Annotated in this window: 24 protein-coding genes; 21 read left to right on the top strand and 3 right to left on the bottom strand. The window is 61.7% G+C overall.

Features of this window, described 5'->3' with window-relative positions; genetic code table 11:
- On the bottom strand, positions 1 to 1870 hold a 1870-nt coding region (locus tag G3O01_RS31925), incomplete at its 3' end, for an Rne/Rng family ribonuclease (RefSeq protein ID WP_205810979.1).
- A 758-nt stretch (positions 1871 to 2628) separates the two neighbouring features.
- On the opposite strand from G3O01_RS31925, the gene G3O01_RS31930 reads away from it, so the two are divergent.
- Genes G3O01_RS31930 through G3O01_RS31945 form a run of 4 tightly spaced genes read left to right on the top strand, consistent with a single transcriptional unit; the run spans position 2629 to position 5782 of the window.
- Positions 2629 to 3693: an RluA family pseudouridine synthase gene (locus tag G3O01_RS31930; RefSeq protein WP_205811084.1), complete on the top strand. Its 1065-nt coding sequence runs from the start codon at positions 2629 to 2631 to the stop codon at positions 3691 to 3693.
- Positions 3674 to 4333, top strand: coding sequence for an HAD-IIIA family hydrolase (locus G3O01_RS31935; protein WP_205810980.1), 660 nt, complete (start codon positions 3674 to 3676; stop codon positions 4331 to 4333). The genes G3O01_RS31930 and G3O01_RS31935 overlap by 20 nt, the downstream gene beginning before the upstream one ends.
- Positions 4330 to 4722: a Rieske 2Fe-2S domain-containing protein gene (locus G3O01_RS31940; protein ID WP_205810981.1), complete on the top strand. Its 393-nt coding sequence runs from the start codon at positions 4330 to 4332 to the stop codon at positions 4720 to 4722. Before G3O01_RS31935 ends, G3O01_RS31940 begins: the two co-directional genes overlap by 4 nt.
- A gap of 46 nt (positions 4723 to 4768) precedes the next feature.
- Positions 4769 to 5782, top strand: coding sequence for a S49 family peptidase (locus G3O01_RS31945; RefSeq protein WP_205810982.1), 1014 nt, complete (start codon positions 4769 to 4771; stop codon positions 5780 to 5782).
- Between the two features lie 45 nt (positions 5783 to 5827).
- Here the strand turns inward: G3O01_RS31945 and G3O01_RS31950 are convergent, their stop codons facing one another.
- Positions 5828 to 6547 (bottom strand): SAM-dependent methyltransferase, encoded by a 720-nt coding sequence (locus tag G3O01_RS31950; protein ID WP_205810983.1) that lies wholly within the window; start codon positions 6545 to 6547, stop codon positions 5828 to 5830.
- Complete coding sequence (locus G3O01_RS31955) at positions 6544 to 7164, bottom strand: Maf-like protein (RefSeq protein ID WP_205810984.1); 621 nt, start codon at positions 7162 to 7164, stop codon at positions 6544 to 6546. Before G3O01_RS31955 ends, G3O01_RS31950 begins: the two co-directional genes overlap by 4 nt.
- A gap of 254 nt (positions 7165 to 7418) precedes the next feature.
- On the opposite strand from G3O01_RS31955, the gene G3O01_RS31960 reads away from it, so the two are divergent.
- From G3O01_RS31960 to rnc, 17 genes are all read left to right on the top strand, one after another.
- A complete protein-coding gene (locus tag G3O01_RS31960) occupies positions 7419 to 8054 on the top strand; it encodes a DUF177 domain-containing protein (protein WP_205810985.1) in 636 nt (211 codons plus the stop codon).
- Positions 8055 to 8167: 113 nt separating this feature from the next.
- The gene (gene rpmF, locus G3O01_RS31965) at positions 8168 to 8347 is read left to right on the top strand and encodes a 50S ribosomal protein L32 (protein ID WP_012400235.1); all 180 of its coding nucleotides are present in this window, start codon (positions 8168 to 8170) and stop codon (positions 8345 to 8347) included.
- Positions 8348 to 8484: 137 nt separating this feature from the next.
- Positions 8485 to 9615 carry a phosphate acyltransferase PlsX gene (gene plsX, locus G3O01_RS31970; protein ID WP_205810986.1) on the top strand — a complete coding sequence of 377 codons (1131 nt, stop codon included), beginning with the start codon at positions 8485 to 8487 and terminating at the stop codon, positions 9613 to 9615.
- On the top strand, positions 9615 to 10604 hold the full coding sequence (locus G3O01_RS31975; protein WP_205810987.1) for a beta-ketoacyl-ACP synthase III: 990 nt from the start codon (positions 9615 to 9617) through the stop codon (positions 10602 to 10604). The genes plsX and G3O01_RS31975 overlap by 1 nt, the downstream gene beginning before the upstream one ends.
- Positions 10605 to 10700: 96 nt before the next feature.
- Positions 10701 to 11633 carry an ACP S-malonyltransferase gene (fabD, locus tag G3O01_RS31980; protein WP_205810988.1) on the top strand — a complete coding sequence of 311 codons (933 nt, stop codon included), beginning with the start codon at positions 10701 to 10703 and terminating at the stop codon, positions 11631 to 11633.
- Positions 11634 to 11699: 66 nt separating this feature from the next.
- A complete protein-coding gene (gene fabG, locus G3O01_RS31985) occupies positions 11700 to 12449 on the top strand; it encodes a 3-oxoacyl-ACP reductase FabG (protein WP_205810989.1) in 750 nt (249 codons plus the stop codon).
- Between the two features lie 149 nt (positions 12450 to 12598).
- Positions 12599 to 12838, top strand: a complete 240-nt coding sequence (gene acpP, locus G3O01_RS31990) for an acyl carrier protein (protein WP_004197638.1) — start codon at positions 12599 to 12601, stop codon at positions 12836 to 12838.
- A 355-nt stretch (positions 12839 to 13193) separates the two neighbouring features.
- Complete coding sequence (gene fabF / locus G3O01_RS31995; RefSeq protein ID WP_205810990.1) at positions 13194 to 14432, top strand: beta-ketoacyl-ACP synthase II; 1239 nt, start codon at positions 13194 to 13196, stop codon at positions 14430 to 14432.
- A gap of 30 nt (positions 14433 to 14462) precedes the next feature.
- Positions 14463 to 14921, top strand: coding sequence for a protein YgfX (locus G3O01_RS32000; RefSeq protein WP_241024430.1), 459 nt, complete (start codon positions 14463 to 14465; stop codon positions 14919 to 14921).
- A 131-nt stretch (positions 14922 to 15052) separates the two neighbouring features.
- On the top strand, positions 15053 to 15652 hold the full coding sequence (gene rpoE, locus G3O01_RS32005; RefSeq protein ID WP_012400242.1) for an RNA polymerase sigma factor RpoE: 600 nt from the start codon (positions 15053 to 15055) through the stop codon (positions 15650 to 15652).
- A gap of 97 nt (positions 15653 to 15749) precedes the next feature.
- Complete coding sequence (locus tag G3O01_RS32010; RefSeq protein ID WP_205810991.1) at positions 15750 to 16391, top strand: sigma-E factor negative regulatory protein; 642 nt, start codon at positions 15750 to 15752, stop codon at positions 16389 to 16391.
- A 4-nt stretch (positions 16392 to 16395) separates the two neighbouring features.
- A complete protein-coding gene (locus G3O01_RS32015; protein WP_205810992.1) occupies positions 16396 to 17436 on the top strand; it encodes a MucB/RseB C-terminal domain-containing protein in 1041 nt (346 codons plus the stop codon).
- A gap of 19 nt (positions 17437 to 17455) precedes the next feature.
- Positions 17456 to 18967, top strand: coding sequence for a DegQ family serine endoprotease (locus tag G3O01_RS32020; RefSeq protein ID WP_205810993.1), 1512 nt, complete (start codon positions 17456 to 17458; stop codon positions 18965 to 18967).
- Positions 18968 to 18972: 5 nt separating this feature from the next.
- Positions 18973 to 19242, top strand: coding sequence for a glutaredoxin family protein (locus tag G3O01_RS32025; protein ID WP_205810994.1), 270 nt, complete (start codon positions 18973 to 18975; stop codon positions 19240 to 19242).
- Between the two features lie 188 nt (positions 19243 to 19430).
- A complete protein-coding gene (gene lepA, locus G3O01_RS32030) occupies positions 19431 to 21224 on the top strand; it encodes a translation elongation factor 4 (protein WP_205810995.1) in 1794 nt (597 codons plus the stop codon).
- Between the two features lie 19 nt (positions 21225 to 21243).
- On the top strand, positions 21244 to 22137 hold the full coding sequence (lepB, locus tag G3O01_RS32035; RefSeq protein ID WP_205810996.1) for a signal peptidase I: 894 nt from the start codon (positions 21244 to 21246) through the stop codon (positions 22135 to 22137).
- 185 nt (positions 22138 to 22322) lie between these two features.
- Positions 22323 to 23669: a ribonuclease III gene (gene rnc, locus G3O01_RS32040; RefSeq protein WP_205810997.1), complete on the top strand. Its 1347-nt coding sequence runs from the start codon at positions 22323 to 22325 to the stop codon at positions 23667 to 23669.
- The last annotated feature ends 3 nt before the right edge of the window (positions 23670 to 23672 follow it).

The following is a 23672-nucleotide window of genomic DNA, read 5'->3' on the forward strand; positions in this document are numbered from 1 at the left end:
GGCCACCTGCGCCGCCGCGACGGTTGCGGTTGCGATCGCCGCCGCGTTCGCCCGTGCGCTCACCGCGCTCGGTGCGTTCGCCGCGTGCCGGCTTCGCCGTCTTCTCGGCAGGAGCGGGCGCGGGTGCGGGCGCCGCCGGCTGCATGCCGAACAGACCCTTCAGCCAGCCGATGAAGCCGCCCGTAGCAGGTTTGACTTCGACCGTCGCAGCAGAGGGCGCAGGCGTGCGAACCGGTGCGCTCGGCGCCGGCTTCTCGGGCGTAATGCCCTTCACAGCGGCTTCCTGCTTCGGCTTCACTTCTTCAGTGCGCTTGCTGTAACCCGTTTCCGATTCCAGTTCGCGAGCGGCTTCTTCGGCCATCTTCCACGAGGCGCGCGGGTCGTCGAGGCGCGCGTCGTCGTGACGCAGGCGCTCGAGCTTGTAGTGCGGCGTGTCGAGGTGCTTGTTCGGCACCAGCACGACGTTGACCTTGAAGCGCGACTCGATCTTGTTGATTTCCGAGCGCTTTTCGTTGAGCAGGAAAGCGGTGACTTCGACAGGCACCTGGCAGTGAATCGCTGCCGTGTTTTCCTTCATCGCTTCTTCCTGAATGATCCGCAGCACTTGCAGCGCGGACGATTCGGTATCGCGAATATGACCCGTGCCGTTACAGCGCGGGCAGGTCACGTGGCTGCCTTCCGACAGCGCCGGACGCAGACGCTGGCGCGACAGTTCCATCAGGCCGAAGCGCGAAATCTTGCCCATCTGGACGCGCGCGCGGTCGTGCTTGAGCGCGTCTTTCAGACGCTGCTCGACTTCACGCTGGCTCTTGGCCGACTCCATGTCGATGAAGTCGATCACGATCAGGCCGCCCAGGTCGCGCAGACGCAGCTGGCGCGCCACTTCGTCGGCGGCTTCGAGGTTCGTGCGCGTGGCCGTTTCCTCGATGTCGGCGCCCTTGGTGGCGCGTGCCGAGTTCACGTCGATCGCAACCAGCGCTTCCGTGTGGTCGATCACGATCGCGCCGCCCGATGGCAGCGGCACGGTGCGCGAGTACGCGGTTTCGATCTGGTGCTCGATCTGGAAACGCGAGAAAAGCGGCACGTCGTCGTGATACCGCTTCACCTTATTGACATTGTCCGGCATCACGATGTCCATGAAGGCGCGTGCCTGGTCATGGATTTCCGTGGTGTCGATGAGAATTTCGCCGATGTCCGGCTGGAAGTAGTCGCGAATCGCGCGAATGACGAGGCTCGATTCGAGATAGATCAGCATCGGCTGACCTTGCGAGCCGCTTTGCGACGCGGCTTCGATCGCGCGCCACAGCTGCATCAGGTAGTTCAGGTCCCACTGCAGCTCTTCCGCGCTGCGGCCGATACCCGCCGTGCGCGCGATGATGCTCATGCCTTCGGGCAATTGCAGCTGGGACATCGTTTCGCGCAGTTCCTGGCGGTCGTCGCCTTCGATCCGGCGCGACACGCCGCCGCCGCGCGGATTGTTCGGCATCAGCACGAGGTAGCGGCCGGCGAGCGAGATGAACGTGGTGAGGGCAGCGCCCTTGTTGCCGCGTTCTTCCTTCTCGACCTGAACGATCAGTTCCTGGCCTTCCTTGAGGGCGTCCTGGATGCGCGCCGAGCGCATGTCGATGCCTTCGCGGAAGTACTGACGCGCGACTTCCTTGAACGGGAGAAAACCATGGCGATCTTCGCCGTAGTTGACGAAACAGGCTTCGAGCGACGGCTCGATGCGCGTCACGATTCCCTTGTAGATATTGCCTTTACGCTGTTCGCGCCCGGCAGTTTCGATGTCGATGTCGATGAGTTTTTGCCCATCGACGATGGCGACGCGCAGTTCTTCCTGCTGCGTCGCATTGAACAACATGCGTTTCATTGAACGGCTCCAGAGCGGCTTTGCCTGTCCGGACCGACGGCGCACGGGAACGAACCCGGCCAGCCGGCGGCAAGGACAGCGGCATGCCGCGCCTTATTGTGTTTTCACAAGCACGCTGGAGCGGGAAAGATGGCGGGAGAATTGCCTTGAATGGGCGCCGTCCGAAAGAAAATGGACGCGCTGCCGCAGGGCACATGCGAACACGGCTTCAAATAATGGCCCGACACGCCGCGGGTCCTGGCAGCCGACATGCATCAGCCTTCGTCCACGTGCGCTGCCGCGCCAGCTGGGCGCGCGTCCGGACGGGTTCGAAGGCCGCGGTCTTGCCGCAGCGGGAAAGCTCGCTCACAACGCGCGCCTGTCCCGCTCGGGGTGTCTCGCATCATTTTGACGTCGCCTTATCCTGCACTTTCCGCAGGACGCCTCGGGCGCACGCCGTATTTTCGCCACCGGCCGCTTCGCGCTAAAGGGTCTGAAAGCCGCCCTTGCCGAAGCTCGCCAGTCAAATTCTTTTTAACCAAAATTCCGTTACCGACGGTGCCGACTGTGACCGAACGTGCCTGTGGGCGCCGTCCCTGCCGTGTCGTGCACCGTGCGTGCAACTTGTTGCATCTCATTTTCAGGGCGAGCAACCAGCCCCCAGCGCAAGTAAAATGACGTTTTATAGCTTGCGCCTGTGCAATCCACCCGCGATTCGGTTTAATGCGCCGATCCTATATAGTCGGCCGCCGCAGACTGCTGGGCAAATTATATTCAGAATGAAAGAGTTAGGCAAAACATCCCAGAAATCGGTTGCCAGCGCCGTCGCGAGCGATCAGGTGTCGATGATCGAAATCGACGACAGCGCTGCTGGTCAGCGGATTGACAACTTCCTGTTGCGCGTCTGTAAGGGCGTGCCGAAAAGTCACATTTACCGGATTCTGCGCAGCGGTGAGGTGCGCGTGAACAAGGGGCGCGTCGACGCGCAGTACCGTCTGGCCTATGGCGATCTGGTGCGCGTGCCGCCCATCCGCGTCGCGAAATCCGATGAGCCGGTGAACGTGCCGGCGCCGTCCGCGCATTTCGACATCCTGTTCGAAGACGATCATATGCTGGTCATCGACAAACCGGCGGGCGTGGCCGTGCATGGCGGAAGTGGGGTCGCATTCGGTGTGATCGAGCAGATGCGGGCCGCGCGTCCGCAGGCGAAGTTTCTGGAACTCGTGCACCGGCTGGACCGAGAGACCTCGGGCGTGCTGATGCTCGCCAAAAAGCGCGCCGCGCTGGTGAACCTGCACGAGCAGATTCGCGAAAACCGGATGGACAAGCGCTATTACGCATGCGTGCACGGCGAATGGGCGAGCGACTGGGGCCGCCGGCGCGCGGTGAAGGAGCCGCTCCACAAATATCTGTTGGCGGACGGCGAGCGCCGTGTTCGCGTGCAGCCCGACGGCCTGCCATCGCACACTATTTTCAATCTCGTCGATCGCTGGCCCGGTTATGCGCTGCTCGAAGCGGAACTGAAAACCGGTCGGACCCATCAGATTCGTGTTCATCTGGCGCATTTGGGGCTGCCGATCGTCGGTGACGCGAAATACGGCGATTTCGCGCTGAACAAGTCGCTGGCGCGCGCCAACGCGAATCCGGGAATCAAGCGTATGTTTCTGCACGCGTACCGGCTGAAACTCACACACCCGGCGACGGGTGAAACGCTGCAACTCGAAGCACCGTTGCCCGCGGAGTGCCGGCGCTTCGTCGCGCAACTCGCCGCTCTCGGCGGCGCGGCGGATCAGCACACACAACCACAAACTGAGACAGGGACGCATGGCTCGACAGCAATTTGATCTGATCGTCTTCGATTGGGACGGCACGTTGATGGACTCGACGGTCCACATTACGCGCAGCATCCAGGCGGCTTGCCGCGACCTCGGGCTGCCCGTGCCGGCTGATGAAGCCGCGAGCTTCGTGATCGGCCTCGGTTTGCGCGACGCGCTCCAGATCGCCGCGCCGACGCTCGATCCGGCCGACTATCCGCGCCTTGCCGAGCGTTATCGCTTTCATTACCTGGTGAAGGATCAGACGACCGAGCTGTTCTCGGGCGTGCGCGAAATGCTCGCCGACTTGCGCGATCAGGGCTATCTGCTCGCCATCGCAACGGGGAAGAGTCGCGTCGGCCTGAACCGGGCGCTGGATCAGGTGCGGCTCACGAGCCTGTTCGACGGCACGCGCTGCGCCGATGAAACGTTCTCGAAACCTCATCCGGCTATGCTGCAGGAATTGACGCGTGAACTGGGGCAGGATCCGGCGCGCACGGTGATGGTTGGCGATACCACACACGATCTGCAGATGGCGATCAACGCCGGTGTGTCGGGCATCGGCGTCACTTACGGGGCGCATCCGGCGGATTCGCTGACGGCGCTGGAGCCGAAATTCGTCGCGGACAGCATCGCTTCGCTGTCGGGCTGGCTGCGGGAGCACGCATGACGGACGCGGCGCATGAAGCAGTGCGCGTATGCGCATCGGAAGAGCTGGTCGACGGTGGCGCGGGTGTGCGTCGCGATGCGACGTACGCGGGCGGCGACGCCGTCGTGTTCTTCGTTCGCTATGACGGCGTCGCCTACGGCTATCTGAACCGCTGCGCGCATGTGCCGATGGAGTTGGACTGGAACGAGGGACAGTTCTTCGAATCGTCCGGCTTATACTTGATGTGCGCGACACATGGCGCGATTTATGCGCCGGATACGGGTAAATGCGTCGGCGGTCCGTGTCGTGGCGGAAGGCTGCGTCCCGTACGTGTGGATGAGCGCGATACGCCGGAAGGCCGCGCGGTGTTCTGGCTCCCGGATGCCGATGTGTGTCCGGTATCTGCCTGATTTCTCTGGATAATTCCCCGAAACCCGTTTCTTCCGGCGACACAGTATGTCCGATAATCTGACTCCCGATCCGAACGAACCGGCCGCGACAGGCCGCGATCCGCGCCGGGCGCCCGCTGGCGAGCCGAACTGGGAGCGCGCCGCGCTCGAACGGATTGCGTTGGCGGCGGTCAACGAGCAGCGCGCGGCGCGTCGCTGGCGCATCTTTTTCCGTTTCCTGTTTCTCGGCGTGCTGGTCGTGATCGCGTGGGCCGTGCTGGATTTCAGCGGGGAGAAGGTCACGACGACGTCTGGACGGCACACGGCGCTCGTGACACTTGACGGCGAAATCGCGGCAGAAACCAACGCGAACGCGGAAGATATCGACGCGGCACTAGCCAGTGCATTCGACGATGCGGGCACGGCAGGTGTGATCCTGCGGTGTAACAGCCCTGGTGGAAGCCCGGTACAGGCTGGGATTATTTACCGCGAGATTCGCCGATTGCGCGCCAAATATCCATCAATTCCGCTCTATGTCGTCGTTAGCGATATGTGCGCATCCGGTGGTTACTACGCCGCCGCCGCGGCCGACAAGATTTACGTCGACAAGGCGAGCATCGTCGGTTCGATCGGTGTTTTGATGGACGGCTTCGGATTTACAGGTCTGATGGATAAGCTCGGCATTCAGCGTCGGATGCGTACTTCTGGCGAGAACAAAGGCTTTTTCGATCCGTTCTCGCCCGATACGCCGAAGATGGACGCACATGCGCAGGCGATGCTCGACGAAATCCACGCGCAGTTCATCGATGCCGTAAAGCAGGGGCGCGGCAAGCGCCTGCAAGATTCCCCCGATATCTTCTCTGGCCTGTTCTGGACGGGGCAAAAGAGCGTCGATCTGGGTCTTGCCGATGGTTTCGGCGATACCGATTACGTCGCGCGGGAAATCATCAAAGCGCCTGATGTCGTCGACTACACGGTGAAGGAGAGCATCACCGATCGCGTTGCGCGCAAGTTCGGTGCGGCCGTCGGCAGTGGCGCGGTGCATGCGATGGCGGCCATCGGCAAGCTGAATCTGCGATAAGGCGGTCTTAAGCAGCGACCATGAATGGTCGCTGCTTTCTCTACGTCAGGCCGCCAGGATCAGGAAGATCGCGGGCCGTTTGTGGAGATCCGGCGCTGGCTTCTTTTTCCAGTCGGCAACTGTCCGGCTCAGGATCGTTTCGCTTTCGAGTGTCAGATCCACGGCGACGCAAACCAGCGTCGACGGTGCGCAGGTGGCGATCAACGTATCGAGCAGCGCGCGATTCCGGTACGGCGTCTCAATGAAAATCTGCGTCTGCTTGCCTTTGCGCGACTGCTGTTCGAGGTCGCGCAGACGCTTTGCGCGCTCGTTGGCATCGACGGGCAGGTAGCCGTGAAACGCAAAACTCTGACCATTCAACCCTGACGCCATTAGCGCGAGCAGGATCGAACTCGGCCCGACGAACGGCACGACTTTCACGCCGCGTTCGTGCGCGCGGCGTACGAGCAGGGCGCCGGGATCGGCCACGGCCGGGCAGCCGGCTTCCGACACGAGTCCGGCGTCCGTCCCCGCCAGCACGGGCGCAAGCAGCTTGTCGATTTCACCTGCCGGTGTATTGACGTTCAGTTCGCGAATCTCGATTTCCTGAATCGGCCGCTCAGTGCCGACTTTTTTCAGGAACGCGCGCGTCGTTTTGGCGTTTTCGCCTATGTAATAGTGCAGGGCCGCGGCGCGGGCGCGAACGGGTGCCGGCAGGACCGCGTCGAGCGCGGTGGCGTCGCCGTCACCCAGCGTGTTCGGGATCAGATAGAGAACGCCGCTCATTGCGCTACCTCCAGCAGGGGGTAGCCGACCGCGAGCAGCATGCGCGTGAGCGCGATCAGCGGCAGGCCGATCAGCGCTGTCGGGTCGTCAGATTCGATCGAATCCAGCAAGGCGATACCGAGGCCTTCTGCCTTTGCGCTGCCCGCGCAATCGTAGGGCGTTTCGGCGCGCAGGTAGGCGTCGAGCGCGGCGTCGGGCAAGTTACGAAAGCGCACGCGGGTGACGACGTCAATCGCTTGCGCGTTGGCCGATCCGCTGTCGAACAGGCAAAGCGCGCTATGGAACAGTACTTCCCGTCCGCGCATGCCTTGCAGTTGCGCGAGCGCCTTTTCGTGCGTACCGGGCTTGCCGATCTGATGGCCATCGTAGGTCGCGACCTGATCCGAGCCGATCACGAGCGTCTTTTCGTCTCCCGGGAGCGCGTCCGCGACGGCGCGCGCTTTTGCCTGCGCGAGCCGCAGTGCAGTCGATTCGGGTGTTTCGCCCGCGAGCGGCGTTTCGTCGATGGCGGGCGCAGCGACCTCGAACGGGATGCGCAACCGTTCGAGCAGCTCGCGCCGATACGGCGAACTCGAGGCCAGAATCAGGCGGGGCGGGCGTTTGAAGGAATCCGGCATGCTGGGAAAGAACCTTGATATATAGAGGAAACTGGGGCTGAAAAAGTGCGGCGGGGCGCTGTCTGCGCGGCCGGCCTTAAGTGTTTGACTCGAAAAGACAAAACAGATATGATTTTGGGCTTTTCATCGGTATGCTTTGCCAAATGGCGCGCCGGATCGACGTAGAAGGACGCAAAACGCGTCATCTCGGCGGCAATATAAACAAGGCATAGCGGACTTAACCGGCTGAAATCCTTGCCGACGCAGGAGCGCACATGACTGAACATCCTGGCAAACCTGCTGGTCTCGTCGACCCGCGTGCAATCGACCTGTTCGAATTTGCCCGCAGTGGACGGCAGGCCGCGGGTGCCGTGCGCGTCTCGCAACTGCCGCGCATGTTAAACGAAGTCCCGCAGGAAGCGCCAGACCGCGACACCGCGTTCACCTGGCAAGCCGAAGGGACGACGCAGCCGGAATTGCAGGACGACGGCACCGAGGGTCCGCAGCCTTATCTGAGGCTCGCGATTCACGGCGCCGCATGGCTCGAATGTCAGCGTTGCCTGTCGCCGTACGAGCAGGCATTCAACGTCGATGCGACTTACCGGATCGTCAATACGGAAGAGGAAGCTGAAGAGTTTCCTCTGGACGAGGATGAAGTCGATGTGATCGTTGGGTCACGCCAGTTCGATCTTGTCGACTTGATCGAAGAGGAATTGCTGCTTTCGTTGCCGCTCGTGCCCAAGCACGACGTCTGTCCCGAAGTGCACGAGAGTCTGACCTCGGGCACGGCCGGGCTGGAAGGCGAAGACGCTGAAGGCGAAGCCGAAGAGGGTGAAGAACCCAAGCGGCCGAATCCTTTTGCTGCGCTGGAAGGCCTGAAGTCGGGCGGCTCCGACGACAAGAAGCACTGAACAGTTGCATGGGAGCGCGACAGGGCGCGCCGGGCACGATGGTTTAGCCACGTGGCCTATGGCGGTTGCCGTGCCGGGCTGTGTTAGAATTCGGAAAATTTTCAGGAGTTATCATGGCAGTTCAACAAAACAAGAAGTCGCCGTCGAAGCGCGGCATGCACCGCTCGCACGATTTCCTCAACGCAGCGCCGCTGGCTGTTGAGCCGAGCACGGGTGAAGTGCATCTGCGTCACCACATCAGCCCGAACGGCTACTATCGCGGCAAGAAAGTCGTCAAGACGAAGAACGACTAATCGACCAGCATTGCGCTCGTTTGGGTTCGACCCAATTGGCGTTACGCGTGGCGATCGGCTCGCTTGACATTTTCCCGGTTCATCAAAAAGGCGGCATTCAACTGCCGCTTTTTTGTGCCTGAAATTCGTCGCATTCCATGACTGTAAAGCTCACGATAGATTGCATGGGAGGCGACCACGGCCCGTCCGTGACCGTTCCCGCTGCCGTCAACTTCGTTCGCTCGCACCCCGATGCGCACCTGATGCTCGTCGGCATCGAAAGCGCGATTCGTGCTCAGCTGAAAAAGCTGAAAGCGACCGACAACCCGGCACTCACCGTCGTCCCCGCGTCCGAGATCGTTGCAATGGACGATCCCGTCGAAGTCGCGCTTCGCAAGAAGAAAGACTCGTCGATGCGCGTGGCGTTGAATCGCGTCAAGGACGATGAGGCGCAGGCCTGCGTCTCCGCTGGCAACACCGGCGCGTTGATGGCCGTTTCCCGCTATGTTCTGAAAACGCTCACGGGCATCGAACGCCCGGCGATCGCGTTCGCCCTGCCCAATCCCACCGGCTACACGACGATGCTCGACCTCGGCGCGAACGTCGATTGCGAGCCGCAGCATCTGCTGCAGTTCGCGGAGATGGGGCACGCTCTGGTTTCTGCCGTCGAAGGCAAGGACCGTCCGAGCATCGGGCTCCTGAATATCGGCGAAGAGGTCATCAAGGGCAACGAGACCATCAAGCGTGCGGGCGAACTGCTGCGTAGCAGCACCCTCAATTTCCGCGGCAACGTGGAAGGCAACGATATCTACAAAGGCACCGTCGACGTGATCGTCTGCGATGGCTTCGTCGGTAACGTTGCGCTGAAGACGTCGGAAGGGCTCGCGCAGATGCTCTCCGACATCATCAAGGAAGAATTCGGCCGCTCGTGGCTGACCAAGGTGATGGCCGTGCTGGCGCTGCCTGTGCTGCTGCGTTTCAAGAAGCGCGTCGATCACCGGCAATACAACGGCGCAGCGCTCCTCGGCCTGCGCGGGCTCGTGATCAAAAGCCACGGTTCGGCCGATGCTTACGCGTTTGAGTGGGCAATCAAACGCGGGTATGATGCCGTCAAAAATGGCGTTCTGGAACGCCTCGCCCGCGCGATGGAGGAGAACGCGGGTTCACTCGAACAGGCGAAGCGCGAGACTGGCGGCGCGGGTTCCGCGAACCAGGCGGCGAGCCCGATTGCGGGTCCGGTTGCCGGACAGCCGGCCGAGCCGTACAGCGCACAATCCTCGAAGGCATAATGGCTCAATCCACTACCTATTCCCGCGTGCTGGGCACCGGCAGCTATCTGCCGCCCAACCGCGTTTCCAATCAGGAACTGGCTGATCGTCTCGCGCAGCAGGGCGTCGAGACGAGTGACGAATGGATCGTGGCCCGCACGGGCATCCACGCGCGTCACTTCGCCGAACCTGATGTCACCACCAGCGACCTCGCGCTGATCGCATCGCAGCGCGCGATCGAAGCTGCCGACGTCGATCCGCAATCCATCGACCTGATCATCGTCGCGACGTCGACGCCGGACTTCGTTTTCCCGAGCACGGCGTGTCTGCTGCAGAACAAACTGGGCATCAGGAACAACGGCGCGGCGTTCGACGTACAAGCCGTATGCTCAGGTTTTGCCTATGCCGTTGCGACGGCTGACAGCTTCATCCGAAGCGGGCAACATCGTACTGCGCTGGTGGTCGGTGCCGAAACGTTCTCGCGCATTCTCGATTTCAACGACCGCACCACCTGCGTGCTGTTCGGTGACGGCGCGGGTGCCGTCATCCTGCAGGCGTCGGATGAACCGGGCGTGCTGTCGAGCGCGTTGCACGCGGACGGCAGCCATTCGAACATTCTCTGCACGCCGGGCAATGTAAACGGCGGCATCGTGCAAGGCAGCGCGTTTCTGCATATGGACGGTCAGGCAGTGTTCAAGCTGGCCGTCAATGTGCTCGAAAAGGTCGCTGTCGAAGCGCTGCAGAAGGCGGATCTCAAGCCCGAGCAGGTCGACTGGCTGATTCCGCACCAGGCCAACATCCGCATCATGCAGAGCACGTGCCGCAAGCTCGGCCTGCCGCAGGAGCGGATGGTCGTCACCGTGCACGAGCACGGCAATACGTCGGCGGCGTCGATTCCGCTTGCTCTCGACGTCGCCGTCCGCGACGGACGCATCCAGCGCGGTCACAACGTGCTGATCGAAGGCGTCGGCGGCGGCTTTACATGGGGCGCGTCGGTCATCCGTTTCTGACGACCGCGCGCGGCGGCGCCTGAGCGCCGCTTCAAGTGGCAGCGCATGCATCGCGTGCGCGTCACGCACATTTGAACTCATCGAATTGGGGACGATATGAAATTTGCGTTCGTTTTTCCGGGGCAGGGCTCGCAGTCGGTGGGCATGCTCAACGCGTTCGCCGACCACGCGATCGTGCGGGAAACCCTCCAGGAAGCGTCCGATGCGCTCAATCAGGATCTCGGCAAGCTGATCGCCGAAGGTCCGGCTGAAGACCTGAATCTGACTACCAACACCCAACCCGTGATGCTGACGGCTGCTTACGCGATCTTTCGCGCGTGGCAGGCGGCAGGCGGCCCTGCGCCTACAATCGTGGCCGGTCATAGCCTGGGTGAATACACGGCGCTCGTCGCTGCCGGTGCGCTGAAATTCCGCGACGCTGTGCCGCTCGTGCGTTTCCGTGCTCAGGCAATGCAGAACGCGGTGCCCGTCGGTCAAGGCGGCATGGCGGCAATTCTCGGTCTCGACGACGATACCGTGCGCGAAGTGTGCAAGGAAGCGTCGGCGGCGGGTGTCGTCGAAGCCGTCAACTTCAACGCGCCTGCGCAGGTCGTGATCGCCGGCAGCAAAGCCGGCGTTGAAAAGGCGTGCGAAGTAGCGAAGGCGAAGGGCGCGAAGCGCGCGTTGCCGCTGCCCGTGTCCGCGCCGTTCCATTCGTCGCTGCTCAAGCCCGCGTCGGATCAGTTGCGCGAATATCTGGCGAGCGTCGATGTGCAGGTGCCGTCCATTCCCGTCGTGAACAACATCGACGTGGCAGTCGTCAATGAGCCTGCTGGCATCAAGGACGCGCTGGTTCGTCAGGCGGCCGGTCCCGTGCGCTGGGTCGAATGCGTGCAGTCGATCGCGAAGCAGGGCGTCACGCACGTGATCGAATGCGGTCCGGGCAAGGTGCTGGCCGGTTTGACCAAGCGTATCGACGGCAATCTGATTGGTGCGTCGATCGTCGATCCGGCATCGCTCGACGAAGTGCTGAAAGTCGTCAACGGCTAAACGTCTATCTGAAGGCAGCAAAGAATCAATCGGCCCTGCGTGTGCAGGGCATTGTGGAAAGCAACGATGGAAAAGACTCTCGACAAACAGATTGCGATCGTGACGGGTGCCTCGCGCGGCATCGGTCGTGCAATCGCGATCGAACTCGCGCGTCAGGGCGCGATGGTGATCGGCACGGCAACCAGCGAAAGCGGCGCCAGCGCGATCACGGAAGCGTTCAAGGCTGAAGGCCTGAATGGCCGCGGCGCTGTGCTCAACGTCAACGACGCAGCGGCAGCCGAAGCGCTGATCGACGGCACCGTGAAGGAATTCGGCGCGCTCAACGTGCTGGTGAACAACGCAGGCATCACGCAGGACCAGCTTGCGATGCGCATGAAGGACGAGGACTGGGATGCTGTCATCGACACGAACCTCAAGTCCGTGTTCCGTCTGTCGCGCGCCGTGCTGCGCCCCATGATGAAGGCACGCGGCGGTCGCATCATCAACATCACGTCGGTGGTCGGCTCGGCGGGCAATCCGGGGCAGGCGAACTACGCGGCGGCGAAGGCCGGCGTGGCAGGCATGACGCGTGCACTGGCTCGTGAAATCGGCAGCCGCAACATTACGGTGAACTGTGTTGCGCCGGGTTTCATCGATACCGATATGACGAGGACGCTGCCTGAAGAGCAGCAGGTCGCACTGAAGTCGCAGATTCCGCTCGGCCGTCTTGGCAGCCCGGAAGATATCGCACACGCCGTGACGTTCCTCGCATCGCCGCAAGCCGGTTACATCACCGGCACGACGCTGCACGTGAACGGCGGCATGTACATGTCGTAATCAAATTCGGTTACTATCCGCGCCGCGATACCTTTCGAAGCGCGGATTGACCGGCTTTACAGCAACCAAGTGCGTCGCTTTTTTACAGATGCAAACCTGATAAAATGCGCGCACCTGTATTTATGAACTTTTTTCCCTTGGAGGGGTTAATGGACAATATCGAACAGCGCGTCAAGAAGATCGTTGCAGAGCAACTCGGTGTTGCAGAAGCGGAAATCAAGAACGAAGCATCGTTCGTGAACGACCTCGGCGCTGACTCGCTCGACACCGTTGAACTGGTGATGGCTCTCGAAGACGAATTCGGTATGGAAATTCCGGATGAAGAAGCCGAGAAGATCACGACGGTTCAGCAAGCGATCGACTACGCTCGCGCCAACGTCAAGGCCTAAGGTCATTCGCGCCTGCCAGGTTGCTTCGGCTGCTGCCAGAACGGCGGCTTCCGTTGTGCCGGCAGCCCTCTCGTGCCGTTCGTCGGCGCATGTGGGGCAGGCGTCAATGTCAATGCGCATGCGCGCAAGCCTGACGGCCTCGTTCAAGGCGCACCGGCCGATGCTGCATTTATCGGTTCTCTCGCCATTGCGCTTACTGGTGCATGTTCCGGCGTTTTCGCCAGTGCACTGGTCAGCGTATTCGTCAGCGCCCTGGTCAGCGCGTTCGTCAGGTTAAACAGCCACAGGGCTCACAGGGCGCTTTCCTGTGCGCTGCTGTGGCTTTTGTTTTGTCATCTATGGAAAAGGGGTTACCGTGAGCCGTCGTCGTGTTGTTGTTACAGGCCTGGGGCTTATTTCGCCTGTTGGCAATAATGTTGCCGACGGCTGGGCCAATCTGGTCGCCGGCAAGTCTGGCATCGCCAACATCACGAAGTTCGATGCGTCGAACTTCTCCACGCGTTTCGCCGGCGAAGTGAAGGGCTTCAATATCGAAGACTACATTCCCGCCAAGGAAGCGCGCCATATGGATACGTTCATCCATTACGGCGTGGCTGCCGGCATCCAGGCGATGCGGGACAGCGGCCTTGAGATCACCGACGAGAATTCGGAGCGCGTGGGCGTGGTCGTCGGTTCGGGCATCGGCGGTCTGCCGATGATCGAAGTCACGCAAACGGAACTGCTGAATCGTGGCCCGCGCCGCATTTCGCCGTTCTTCGTGCCGGCGTCGATCATCAACATGATCTCCGGCCATCTGTCCATCAAGTTTGGCCTGAAAGGCCCGAATCTGTCGATGGTGACGGCCTGTACGACGGGTCTGCACTGTATCGGCGAGGCTTCGCGCCTGATTGAATACGGCGACGCAGACGTGATGATCGCCGGTGGCGCGGAATCGACCGTTTCGCCGCTCGGTATCGGCGGTTTCGCGGCGGCACGCGCGCTGTCGCAGCGCAATGACGATCCCGCAACGGCGAGCCGTCCGTGGGACAAGGACCGCGACGGTTTCGTGCTGGGCGAAGGCGCAGGCGTGATGGTGCTCGAAGAGTACGAGCACGCGAAGGCGCGCGGCGCGAAGATCTACGCGGAAGTCAGCGGCTACGGCATGAGCGGCGACGCATACCACATGACCGCTCCGCTGGAAGATGGCGATGGCGCACGGCGTTGCATGATCGCGGCGCTGAAGAACGCTGGCGTGAACCTCGACGAAGTGAACTATCTGAACGCGCACGGCACGTCGACGCCGCTGGGTGACCTCGCAGAAACCACGGGTATCAAGCGCGCCTTCGGCGATCACTCGAAGAAGATCGTCGTGAACTCGACGAAGTCGATGACGGGCCACCTGCTGGGTGGCGCTGGCGGCCTGGAGTCGGTGTTCACGGTGCTAGCCGTGCATCATCAGGTGTCGCCGCCGACCATCAACATCTTCAACCAGGATCCGGAATGCGATCTCGACTACTGCGCGAATACCGCGCGGGAGATGAAGATCGATGTCGCGCTGAAGAACTCGTTCGGGTTCGGCGGCACGAACGGTACGCTGGTTTTCAAGCGCGGCTGATCGTTGACGGGGGCATCTCCGCTGCCGGTCATGCCGGCGTCCGCTCCTGATACCGCACTGAACGGCGGACCCTCGCAGCGCATTGCGCTGCGGCGGTCCGCCGCGTTGCATCTGGCGGCCGCGTTTTTCATCGTGGTTGCTGTGGCGGCCGTCTGGATGACTGTCGCGCCGCGCGTTGGCACAGCCAGTGCCACGGTGGCTGGCATGCTGGTGTTCGCGATTCTGGCCTGGTCGGCTGTCCGTCACGCGCACGATCAGCCGGGCGCCCTTAAAATCGGGCCGGAATGGTTGTCGATCTGGAGCCGGGCGGGAATATTGCGCGCTCAGGGCCGTATCACTGGATGCAGCCAATGGAGCGACAGCCTGTTGATGCTACGGCTCGAGGAAGACAGCGGTGCGCTGCATCGGGTCCTGATCGCGGCAGACATGCTGGAACGGGGCGATTTTCGCCGGCTTGCCGTCCTCGCCAGGCACGGCGCGCACGTCTGAGCGGGCCAGCCAGCGCGGCCGGAGCCTTGACTGTAAAGACTGTAACGGCTGTTACGCGCGTAACGTGCCGCGTTGAAGGGGACGCTACAATGGTGCCCCGCTACACGCGCAAAAGTTAACGGATTTATCAGGTGAGCGAAAAAGAAATAGATCAGGTGCTGGTTGAACGCGTCCAGAATGGCGACAAGGCTGCGTTCGAGCTTCTGGTCTCCAAGTACCACCGCAAGATCATCCGCCTGATCTCGCGCCTCGTGCGGGATCCCGCCGAGGTCGAGGATGTGGCCCAGGATGCCTTTATCAAGGCATACCGGGCGCTGCCCCAATTCCGCGGAGAATCCGCGTTCTATACGTGGTTGTACCGGATTGCCGTCAACACGGCCAAGAATTACCTTGCGACCCAGGGCCGGCGTGCGCCCACTTCGACGGAAGCAGATGCTGAAGAAGCTGAAACTTTCTCGGATGCCGACCAACTAAGGGATATCAACACGCCCGAGTCGATGTTGATGAGCAAACAGATCGCTGAGACGGTCAATGCTGCAATGGCGGTTTTACCGGAAGAGCTGCGCACCGCCATAACTCTTCGTGAAATTGAAGGTCTGAGTTACGAGGAAATCGCTGAAATGATGGGTTGCCCGATCGGCACCGTCAGATCAAGAATTTTCCGCGCTCGTGAGGCCATTGCGGCAAAATTGCGTCCGCTGCTTGACACACCCGAAGGCAAGCGCTGGTAACGCTGTTCGAAACAGCAGCCAGCCGGCCTCGCGGACGGCGGCGCAGTCTCTGGGTTAAGTGGTGTCACTACGTGTGTCTGTAAAGATGGGGAGCATCATGGGGTCGGTTTCGATGCCAATGCAAACAAATGCGCAAGCAAGCTCGCGCGCCGAGCGTCTGTCTGCTTTCGTCGACGGGGAACTGTTCGACGGCGAGCATCCGAACACAATTCTGTCCGCGCTGGATCGTGAAGACCGCGCGAACTGGTCGTGCTATCACCTGATCGGCGACGCGCTGCGTTCGGACGATCTGGCTGTTAGTCCGGCCACGAGCAGCGCGTTCCTGAACAGTTTTTCCGCCCGCTTCGAAAGCGAAGTGCACGTGCTGGCGCCCACGTCGGCGCCTGCTACGCGCCGTCTGCTGGCACTGCGCCGTCGCGTCATTCCTGCGTTTGCCGTGGCGGCAGCAGCGGCGACGCTGACGTGGATCGTGATGCCGCAGCTCTCCGGCGTCGGTACGGGGGCCAGCGTGACGCAGGTCGCGTCGGTCGCACCGCAGTCGGACTCGATGCAGCGCGTGGCAATGGCGTCGATGCCGGCCGCGACGGCGGCTCAGGCCAATGCATCGGACGGCAACATCATCCGCGACGCGAGTCTCGACCAATATCTGGAAGCGCATCAGCAGTTCGGCCTTCAGCCCGTCGTATCGGGTTCGATGCCGATGCTCCGCGCGGCCTCTCTGACCACGCAGGGCCACTAGTCTGATGCAGAGTCTGCGGTTGAAAAAAACGACTATCTGGGGGCGGCTGCCAGCGTTTCTGTTCTGTGCAGCCGTGGCGCTATCCGCCACGTCGCGCGCGTTCGCGCAAACCGACGACTCTGCCACCCGGCGCAGCGCGTCCGAGCTGCTGAACAGGATCCATCAGGCCGCGCAGCAGCAGAACTACGAAGGCGCGTTCGTCTATCAGCGCGGTGACTTTGTCCAGTCCTCGCGCATTTCTCATTACACGACGCGTAACGACGGCGAGTTCGAGTCGCTCGAAAGCCTCGACGGCAAGCCGCGCAAGATGCTCCGGCATAACGACGAGCTGTACACGTTCGTGCCCGAGCGGCATTTGTGCGTTGTCGAAAAGCGGCAGAACAAGGATTCGTTCCCCGCGCTGCTGTCGGCGACCGGCGAGCAGGTGCTGACGGTCTACGAGCCGAAGATGCTGGGTACGGACCGCGTCGCCGGTATCGACAGCCAGGTGATCGAGCTCGACCCGAAGGACGCAAACCGCTTCGCCTACAAGCTGTGGGCGGACACAAAGACGGGTCTCCTGCTGCGCGCGCAGACGCTCGATCCGAGCGGTCAGGTTCTCGAGCAGATGTCGTTTTCGCAGATTCGCATCGGCGTGCCGGCCGATAAGGCGCCGATCGCCTCCGGTATCAAGAATACGGCCGGCTGGACGGTGGTGCGCCCGCCCGTCGAACCTGTGGATATGGAGGCGCAAGGCTGGCAGATCACGTCGCCCGTGGCCGGTTTCCGCAAGATTCGCGAGTTGCGCCGGCCGATGGCGGCGCATGATCCGTCCAATCCGCCTATCCCGGTCGACCAGATGGTGTTCTCGGACGGTCTTGCTGCAATATCCATCTTCGTCGAGCCGGTCGAAAAGAGTACCCGCAAGGAAGGCGCCGGAAGCAGCGGTGCAACGCACGTGCTGGTCAAGCGGCGCGGCGATTTCTGGATCACGTTGCTCGGGGAAGTGCCTCAGACCACGTTGCAGCAATTTGCGGCTGCCATAGAATACAAGCCTTCCAGGTAATCCTTCGGTTCGCTACGACATGACGATTCTTTCGGTGCGCAAATTCTTCGCGGCCGCAGTGATGGTGGCTTGCCTGCCGCTCGCGCCGCATACGGCGTCGGCGGCGTCTGCTGCCAATCTGCCCGATTTCACCGATCTGGTCGACAAGGTCGGGCCAGCCGTCGTCAACATCCGCACGACGGCGAAGGTCTCCAATTCCACGCGCGGCTTGCCGCCGGGCATGGACGACGGCGATATGTCGGAGTTCTTCCGGCGTTTCTTCGGCATCCCGATGCCGAACTCGCCGCAGTCGCCCCAATCGCCGGGCACGCCCAATTCGCCGCGTGGCGGCGGCAACAGCGATCAGGACCAGTCGCCCGACAGCGGCAATGACACCGAGCAGAACAGCGGCGTCGGCTCAGGCTTTATCCTGTCGGCGGATGGTTACGTGATGACGAACGCGCACGTGATCGACGACGCCGACACCATCTACGTGACGCTGACCGACAAACGCGAGTTCAAGGCCAAGCTGATCGGCGTCGATGAACGCACCGACGTGGCCGTCGTCAAGATCAACGCTGCGAACCTGCCGACAGTGCAGATCGGCGATTCGAACAAGGTTCGCGTGGGCGAGTGGGTTGTCGCCATTGGTTCGCCATTTGGTCTCGAAAACACGGTGACGGCGGGCATCGTCAGCGCGAAGGGGCGCGACACGGGTGACTATCTGCCGTTTATCCAGACCGACGTGGCCGTGAATCCGGGCAATTCGGGCGGTCCGCTGATCAATATGCAGGGCGAAGTGATCGGCATCAACTCGCAGATCTATAGCCGCACGGGCGGTTTCATGGGCATTTCGTTCGCGATTCCCATCGACGAAGCGATGCGCGTGGCCGATCAGCTTAAGACATCGGGCAAGGTCGTGCGTGGCCGGATTGCCGTTGCAATCGGGGAAGTGACGAAGGACGTCGCTGATTCGCTCGGTCTGCCGAAGGCGCAGGGCGCGCTCGTCAGCAGTGTCGAGCCGGGCGGCCCCGCCGACAAGGCCGGCGTGCAGCCGGGCGACATCATCCTGAAGTTCAACGGTCACAATGTCGACACGGCGACGGATCTGCCGCGCATGGTTGGCGATACTAAGCCGGGCACGAAGGCGACGATCACGCTGTGGCGCAAGGGTCAGACGCGCGAAGTGCCCGTGACGGTCGCCGAAATGCAGCCTGAGAAGACGGCCAAGGCCGATCAGAAAAAGGCGCCGACGCCGAAGCCGCGTGCATCGAATGCACTGGGCGTGGCTGTCAGCGATATTCCGGCCGATCAGATGAAGTCGCTCAAGCTGCGTAACGGCGTTCAGGTCGATGCTGTCGACGGTCCGGCGGCGCGTGTCGGCTTGCAGCGCGGGGACATCATTTTGCGCGTCGGCGACACGGACATCACCAGCGCGAAGCAGTTTGAAGAAGTGACTGCGCACCTCGACCCGTCGAAGATGGTCGCGCTGCTGGTCCGTCGCGGGGAGAACACGCAATTCGTGCCGGTTCGCCCGCGCGCGGCGAAGTAAGCCGCGTGACCGACGCGGGGACATCGCTCACGCTCTACGGGCGCACGTGGTGTCACCTCTGCGACGACATGCGTGCCGCGCTCGAGCCTTTGCTGGCCGAGTTCGGTGCGCAAGTCGAAGTGATCGACATCGACGCCGATCCCGCGCTCGAAGCGCGTTACAACGATTGGGTTCCCGTGCTGATCCACGAGGGCGTCGAACTATGTCACTACCACCTCGACGAAGCGCGGGTGCGGACGGTGTTGACAGCGCATCGTGCAAGCTTGCCGCGTTGAACAGCACCTGCGCGCGGGCCGACGCAGCAGGCACGAACTGCGCGGCCAGATAGCACGAATAACGCCCGCCACCCGTAAGTCCGCGCCGGGCGACACCCTTTTCGGCTAAAATAGATAGGTTTTTCACTTACTTACAAGGCGTGCTCCGCTATCGTCAGAGCGCGCCTTTTTCGCTTGATCGGCACTGAATGGATCATATTCGTAACTTTTCGATCATTGCGCACATCGACCATGGCAAGTCGACGCTCGCCGATCGCATCATCCAGCTTTGCGGCGGCCTGTCGGACCGCGAGATGGAAGCACAGGTGCTCGACTCGATGGATCTCGAGCGCGAGCGTGGCATCACCATCAAGGCACAAACCGCCGCCCTGTCGTACCGCGCACGCGACGGCAAGGTGTACAACCTGAACATGATCGACACGCCGGGCCACGTCGACTTCTCGTACGAAGTCAGCCGTTCGCTGTCCGCGTGTGAAGGCGCGCTGCTGGTCGTCGACGCAAGTCAGGGCGTCGAGGCTCAGACAGTTGCTAACTGCTACACGGCCATCGAATTGGGCGTCGAAGTGGTGCCCGTGCTCAACAAGATCGACCTGCCGGCCGCGAATCCCGAAAACGCGATTTCCGAGATCGAAGACGTGATCGGGATCGACGCGACCGACGCCACGCATTGCAGCGCGAAGACGGGCCTCGGTGTCCAGGACGTGCTCGAAGCGCTGATCGCGAAAGTGCCGCCGCCGAAGGGCAATCCGGACGATCCGCTGCAGGCGCTGATTATCGACTCGTGGTTCGACAACTACGTCGGCGTCGTGATGCTCGTGCGTATCGTCAACGGCACGCTACGTCCGAAGGACAAGATCCGCATGATGGCGACGGGCGCGGAATATCCCGTCGAACACGTTGGCGTGTTCACGCCGAAGTCGAAGAATCTCGAATCGCTGTCCGCAGGGCAGGTGGGCTTCATCATCGCGGGCATCAAGGAATTGACGGCGGCGAAGGTGGGCGACACTGTCACCACCGTGAAGAGCCCCGCACCTGAGCCGCTGCCTGGCTTCAAGGAAGTGAAGCCGCAGGTGTTCGCCGGCCTCTATCCCGTCGAAGCGAATCAATACGACGCGCTGCGTGAATCGCTGGAAAAACTCAAGCTCAACGACGCATCGCTGATGTACGAGCCGGAAGTGTCTCAGGCACTCGGCTTTGGCTTCCGCTGTGGCTTCCTCGGTCTGCTGCACATGGAGATCGTCCAGGAACGTCTCGAGCGCGAGTTCGACATGGACCTGATCACCACCGCGCCGACCGTGGTTTATGAGGTCGTGCAGCGCGACGGCACGACCATCATGGTCGAGAACCCGGCCAAGATGCCGGATCCGTCGAAGATCGAGGAAGTGCGCGAGCCGATCGTCACCGTGAACCTGTACATGCCGCAAGACTATGTCGGTTCGGTCATCACGCTTTGCACGCAAAAGCGTGGCTCGCAGATCAACATGCAGTACCACGGCCGCCAGGTGCAGCTGACGTACGAAATCCCGATGGGCGAAATCGTGCTCGACTTCTTTGACCGCCTGAAGTCGGTGTCGCGCGGTTATGCGTCGATGGACTATGAGTTCAAGGAATATCGCGCGTCGGACGTCGTGAAGGTCGACATGCTGATCAACGGCGACAAGGTCGACGCGTTGTCGGTGATCGTTCACCGTTCGCAGAGCCAGTATCGCGGTCGCGAAGTCGCCGCGAAGATGCGTGAAATCATCCCGCGTCAGATGTACGACGTCGCGATTCAGGCAACCATCGGCGCTCACATCATTGCGCGTGAGAACATCAAAGCACTTCGTAAGAACGTTCTGGCAAAGTGCTACGGCGGTGACATTACGCGTAAGAAGAAGCTGTTGGAGAAGCAGAAAGAAGGTAAGAAGCGAATGAAGCAAGTGGGCTCGGTTGAGATCCCGCAAGAAGCTTTCCTCGCGATTCTGCGCGTCGAAGACAAATAAGACTAAGAACTGGAACCCTATGAATTTTGCGCTGATTCTTTTTGTGCTCGTAATCATTACGGGCGTGGCATGGGTCGCGGATAAACTGGTTTTCCTGCCGAAACGGCGCCGGGCAGCGGAAGCCGCCGTCGCCGAATTCGACAATCAGCAGGCACGCGTCGGTGAGCGCTTCGCCGACGAGAACGCGCCCGCCACGCGCGCGCGTCTGCGTGACGAAAAGCTGCGCCAACCGTGGTGGCTCGAATACACGGCGAGCTTTTTCCCGGTGATTCTCGTTGTGTTCGTCGTGCGCTCGTTCGTTGTCGAGCCGTTCAAGATTCCGTCGGGTTCGATGGTGCCGACGCTGCTGGTTGGTGACTTCATCCTTGTGAACAAGTTCGATTACGGCATCCGTTTGCCCATCACGAATACCAAGGTGACGGAAGGGCGTCCGCTGCAACGTGGCGATGTGGTCGTGTTCCGCTATCCGAAAGATGAGTCGGTCGACTATATCAAGCGCGTGATCGGTCTGCCGGGCGACGTTGTCTCATACGAAGACAAGAAGCTCACGATCAACGGCAAGCCGGTGCCTGAAACGCCGCTGCCCGATTACTTCGATGAAGAGCGTATTGGTTACGCGAAGCAGTTCGAAGAAGATCTCGACGGCCGCAAGAACCGCATTCTCAATAACCCGGCTGTGCCGCCGTTCATCGTCGGCGCTGAAGACTTCCCTTATCGCGATAACTGCAAGTACGACGCGCGCGGTGTCACCTGCAAGGTGCCGCCTGGCAACTACTTCATGATGGGCGACAACCGCGACAACAGCGCCGACAGCCGCTATTGGGGCTTCGCGCCGGACAAGAACATCGTTGGTCGTGCGTTCTTCATCTGGATGAACTTCAGCAACCTGAAACGCATTGGCGGCTTCCATTGATTGCTGCTTGCGCATCGACATCACGATGCGCACTGAACCCGCGCAACACGTCGCGCATCACACGCGACGTGTTATCACGCTACTTTAAGAACGCGCGGTAACGTCGCTACAACACGCTTTTTCGGCGCCGGGGCTGCGAGGCTCACTCTCTCCGCCCCGTGATGCGCCCGCGTTATACTCTGCACATGCCCCTATCTCCGTTGGAAAGCCGTTTGCGCTACGAATTTCGCAATGCGGAATTGTTGCGCCAGGCTTTAACTCACCGCAGTCACAGTGCCACGCATAACGAGCGGCTGGAATTTCTCGGCGATTCCGTTCTCAACTGCGCGGTGGCCGCGCTATTGTTCCAACGTTTCGGGAAACTGGACGAGGGCGATCTGTCCCGCGTTCGTGCGAATCTGGTCAAACAGCAGTCGCTGTACGAAATTGCTCAGGCCCTGAATATTTCGGAAGGCTTGCGGCTCGGCGAAGGCGAGTTGCGCAGCGGCGGCTTCCGCCGCCCGTCGATTCTCGCCGATACGCTGGAAGCCATTCTCGGCGCGATTTTCCTCGATGGCGGCTTCGATGCCGCACAGACGGTCATCAAGCGCCTGTACGTGCCGATTCTCGATCACATCGATCCGCGCACGCTCGGCAAGGACGCCAAGACCTTGCTGCAGGAATATCTGCAGGGCCACAAGATTCCGCTGCCCACCTATACCGTCGTCGCGACGCATGGTGCGGCGCACAATCAACAGTTCGAAGTCGAATGTACGGTGCCGAAGCTGGATGTGAAGGTGTCCGGTTCCGGTGCGAGCCGTCGCGCGGCAGAGCAGGCTGCGGCAAAGAAAGCGCTGGACGATGTGATGGCCGCTGCGCCCGCCGTAGTAGCCAAGCCGAAGCGTTCGAAGAGCGCGCGTGCAGCCAAGCAGGCGGAGCCTGAAATCGTCCCGGGCGTGACGGGCGTGCAGGCCGCGCTCGATCTGCGCGCACCCGACACGCGGCGGGCCGAACGTGCGTCGCGGGCCGCGTCCGAATCGAAACCGGCGATGCCGGATCTGCCGTCGGCGGGTCAGGCTGCGGCTGCCGCACCGCTAGCTGTCATCCGGGCTGCACACGTGGAATACAGTCAGGAAGCCGCGGGCGGCGACAAGGCCGAGCGCTCCACGCGCGCATCGGACAAACCGGGCGAGAAGCCGGCCGCGGACAAGAGCGCACAAGACAAACCGGAAACGGTCGTAAAGCTCGCCGAGCGCCCTGGTCCGGACACGCCGTTGCGGGCGGCAGACAAAACGCCTGAAAAGTCCGCCGACAAGGTTTCGGACAAACCCGCCGACAAAGCGGCGGAAAAGTCCGAGTCCACACTTCGCTTGCCTGAAAAAACGGCCGACAAAGCAACCGAGAAGCCGGCCGACAGAACCGACTCCACCACCCGCGGCGCGGACAAATCCGCGCCCCGTGCCCGCGACGCCGCGCCTGGCGCGAATGCGGGCGATCTCGAACCCGGCGTCGCTGGCGCGGTCCATACGCGCGTGGCCGACGCTGGTCATTGAACG

It is taken from the genome of Burkholderia sp. Ac-20365, from assembly GCF_017104715.1.
Classification (GTDB): Bacteria; Pseudomonadota; Gammaproteobacteria; order Burkholderiales; family Burkholderiaceae; genus Paraburkholderia.

Coding starts and splice junctions, on each gene's coding strand:
- G3O01_RS31930 (WP_205811084.1), top strand. CDS start 2,629: ATGAAAGAGTTAGGCAAAACATCCCAGAAATCGGTTGCCAGCGCCGTC.
- G3O01_RS31935 (WP_205810980.1), top strand. CDS start 3,674: ATGGCTCGACAGCAATTTGATCTGATCGTCTTCGATTGGGACGGCACG.
- G3O01_RS31940 (WP_205810981.1), top strand. CDS start 4,330: ATGACGGACGCGGCGCATGAAGCAGTGCGCGTATGCGCATCGGAAGAG.
- G3O01_RS31945 (WP_205810982.1), top strand. CDS start 4,769: ATGTCCGATAATCTGACTCCCGATCCGAACGAACCGGCCGCGACAGGC.
- G3O01_RS31950 (WP_205810983.1), bottom strand. CDS start 6,547: ATGAGCGGCGTTCTCTATCTGATCCCGAACACGCTGGGTGACGGCGAC.
- G3O01_RS31955 (WP_205810984.1), bottom strand. CDS start 7,164: ATGCCGGATTCCTTCAAACGCCCGCCCCGCCTGATTCTGGCCTCGAGT.
- G3O01_RS31960 (WP_205810985.1), top strand. CDS start 7,419: ATGACTGAACATCCTGGCAAACCTGCTGGTCTCGTCGACCCGCGTGCA.
- rpmF (WP_012400235.1), top strand. CDS start 8,168: ATGGCAGTTCAACAAAACAAGAAGTCGCCGTCGAAGCGCGGCATGCAC.
- plsX (WP_205810986.1), top strand. CDS start 8,485: ATGACTGTAAAGCTCACGATAGATTGCATGGGAGGCGACCACGGCCCG.
- G3O01_RS31975 (WP_205810987.1), top strand. CDS start 9,615: ATGGCTCAATCCACTACCTATTCCCGCGTGCTGGGCACCGGCAGCTAT.
- fabD (WP_205810988.1), top strand. CDS start 10,701: ATGAAATTTGCGTTCGTTTTTCCGGGGCAGGGCTCGCAGTCGGTGGGC.
- fabG (WP_205810989.1), top strand. CDS start 11,700: ATGGAAAAGACTCTCGACAAACAGATTGCGATCGTGACGGGTGCCTCG.
- acpP (WP_004197638.1), top strand. CDS start 12,599: ATGGACAATATCGAACAGCGCGTCAAGAAGATCGTTGCAGAGCAACTC.
- G3O01_RS32000 (WP_241024430.1), top strand. CDS start 14,463: ATGCCGGCGTCCGCTCCTGATACCGCACTGAACGGCGGACCCTCGCAG.
- G3O01_RS32010 (WP_205810991.1), top strand. CDS start 15,750: ATGGGGTCGGTTTCGATGCCAATGCAAACAAATGCGCAAGCAAGCTCG.
- G3O01_RS32015 (WP_205810992.1), top strand. CDS start 16,396: ATGCAGAGTCTGCGGTTGAAAAAAACGACTATCTGGGGGCGGCTGCCA.
- G3O01_RS32020 (WP_205810993.1), top strand. CDS start 17,456: ATGACGATTCTTTCGGTGCGCAAATTCTTCGCGGCCGCAGTGATGGTG.
- lepA (WP_205810995.1), top strand. CDS start 19,431: ATGGATCATATTCGTAACTTTTCGATCATTGCGCACATCGACCATGGC.
- lepB (WP_205810996.1), top strand. CDS start 21,244: ATGAATTTTGCGCTGATTCTTTTTGTGCTCGTAATCATTACGGGCGTG.
- rnc (WP_205810997.1), top strand. CDS start 22,323: ATGCCCCTATCTCCGTTGGAAAGCCGTTTGCGCTACGAATTTCGCAAT.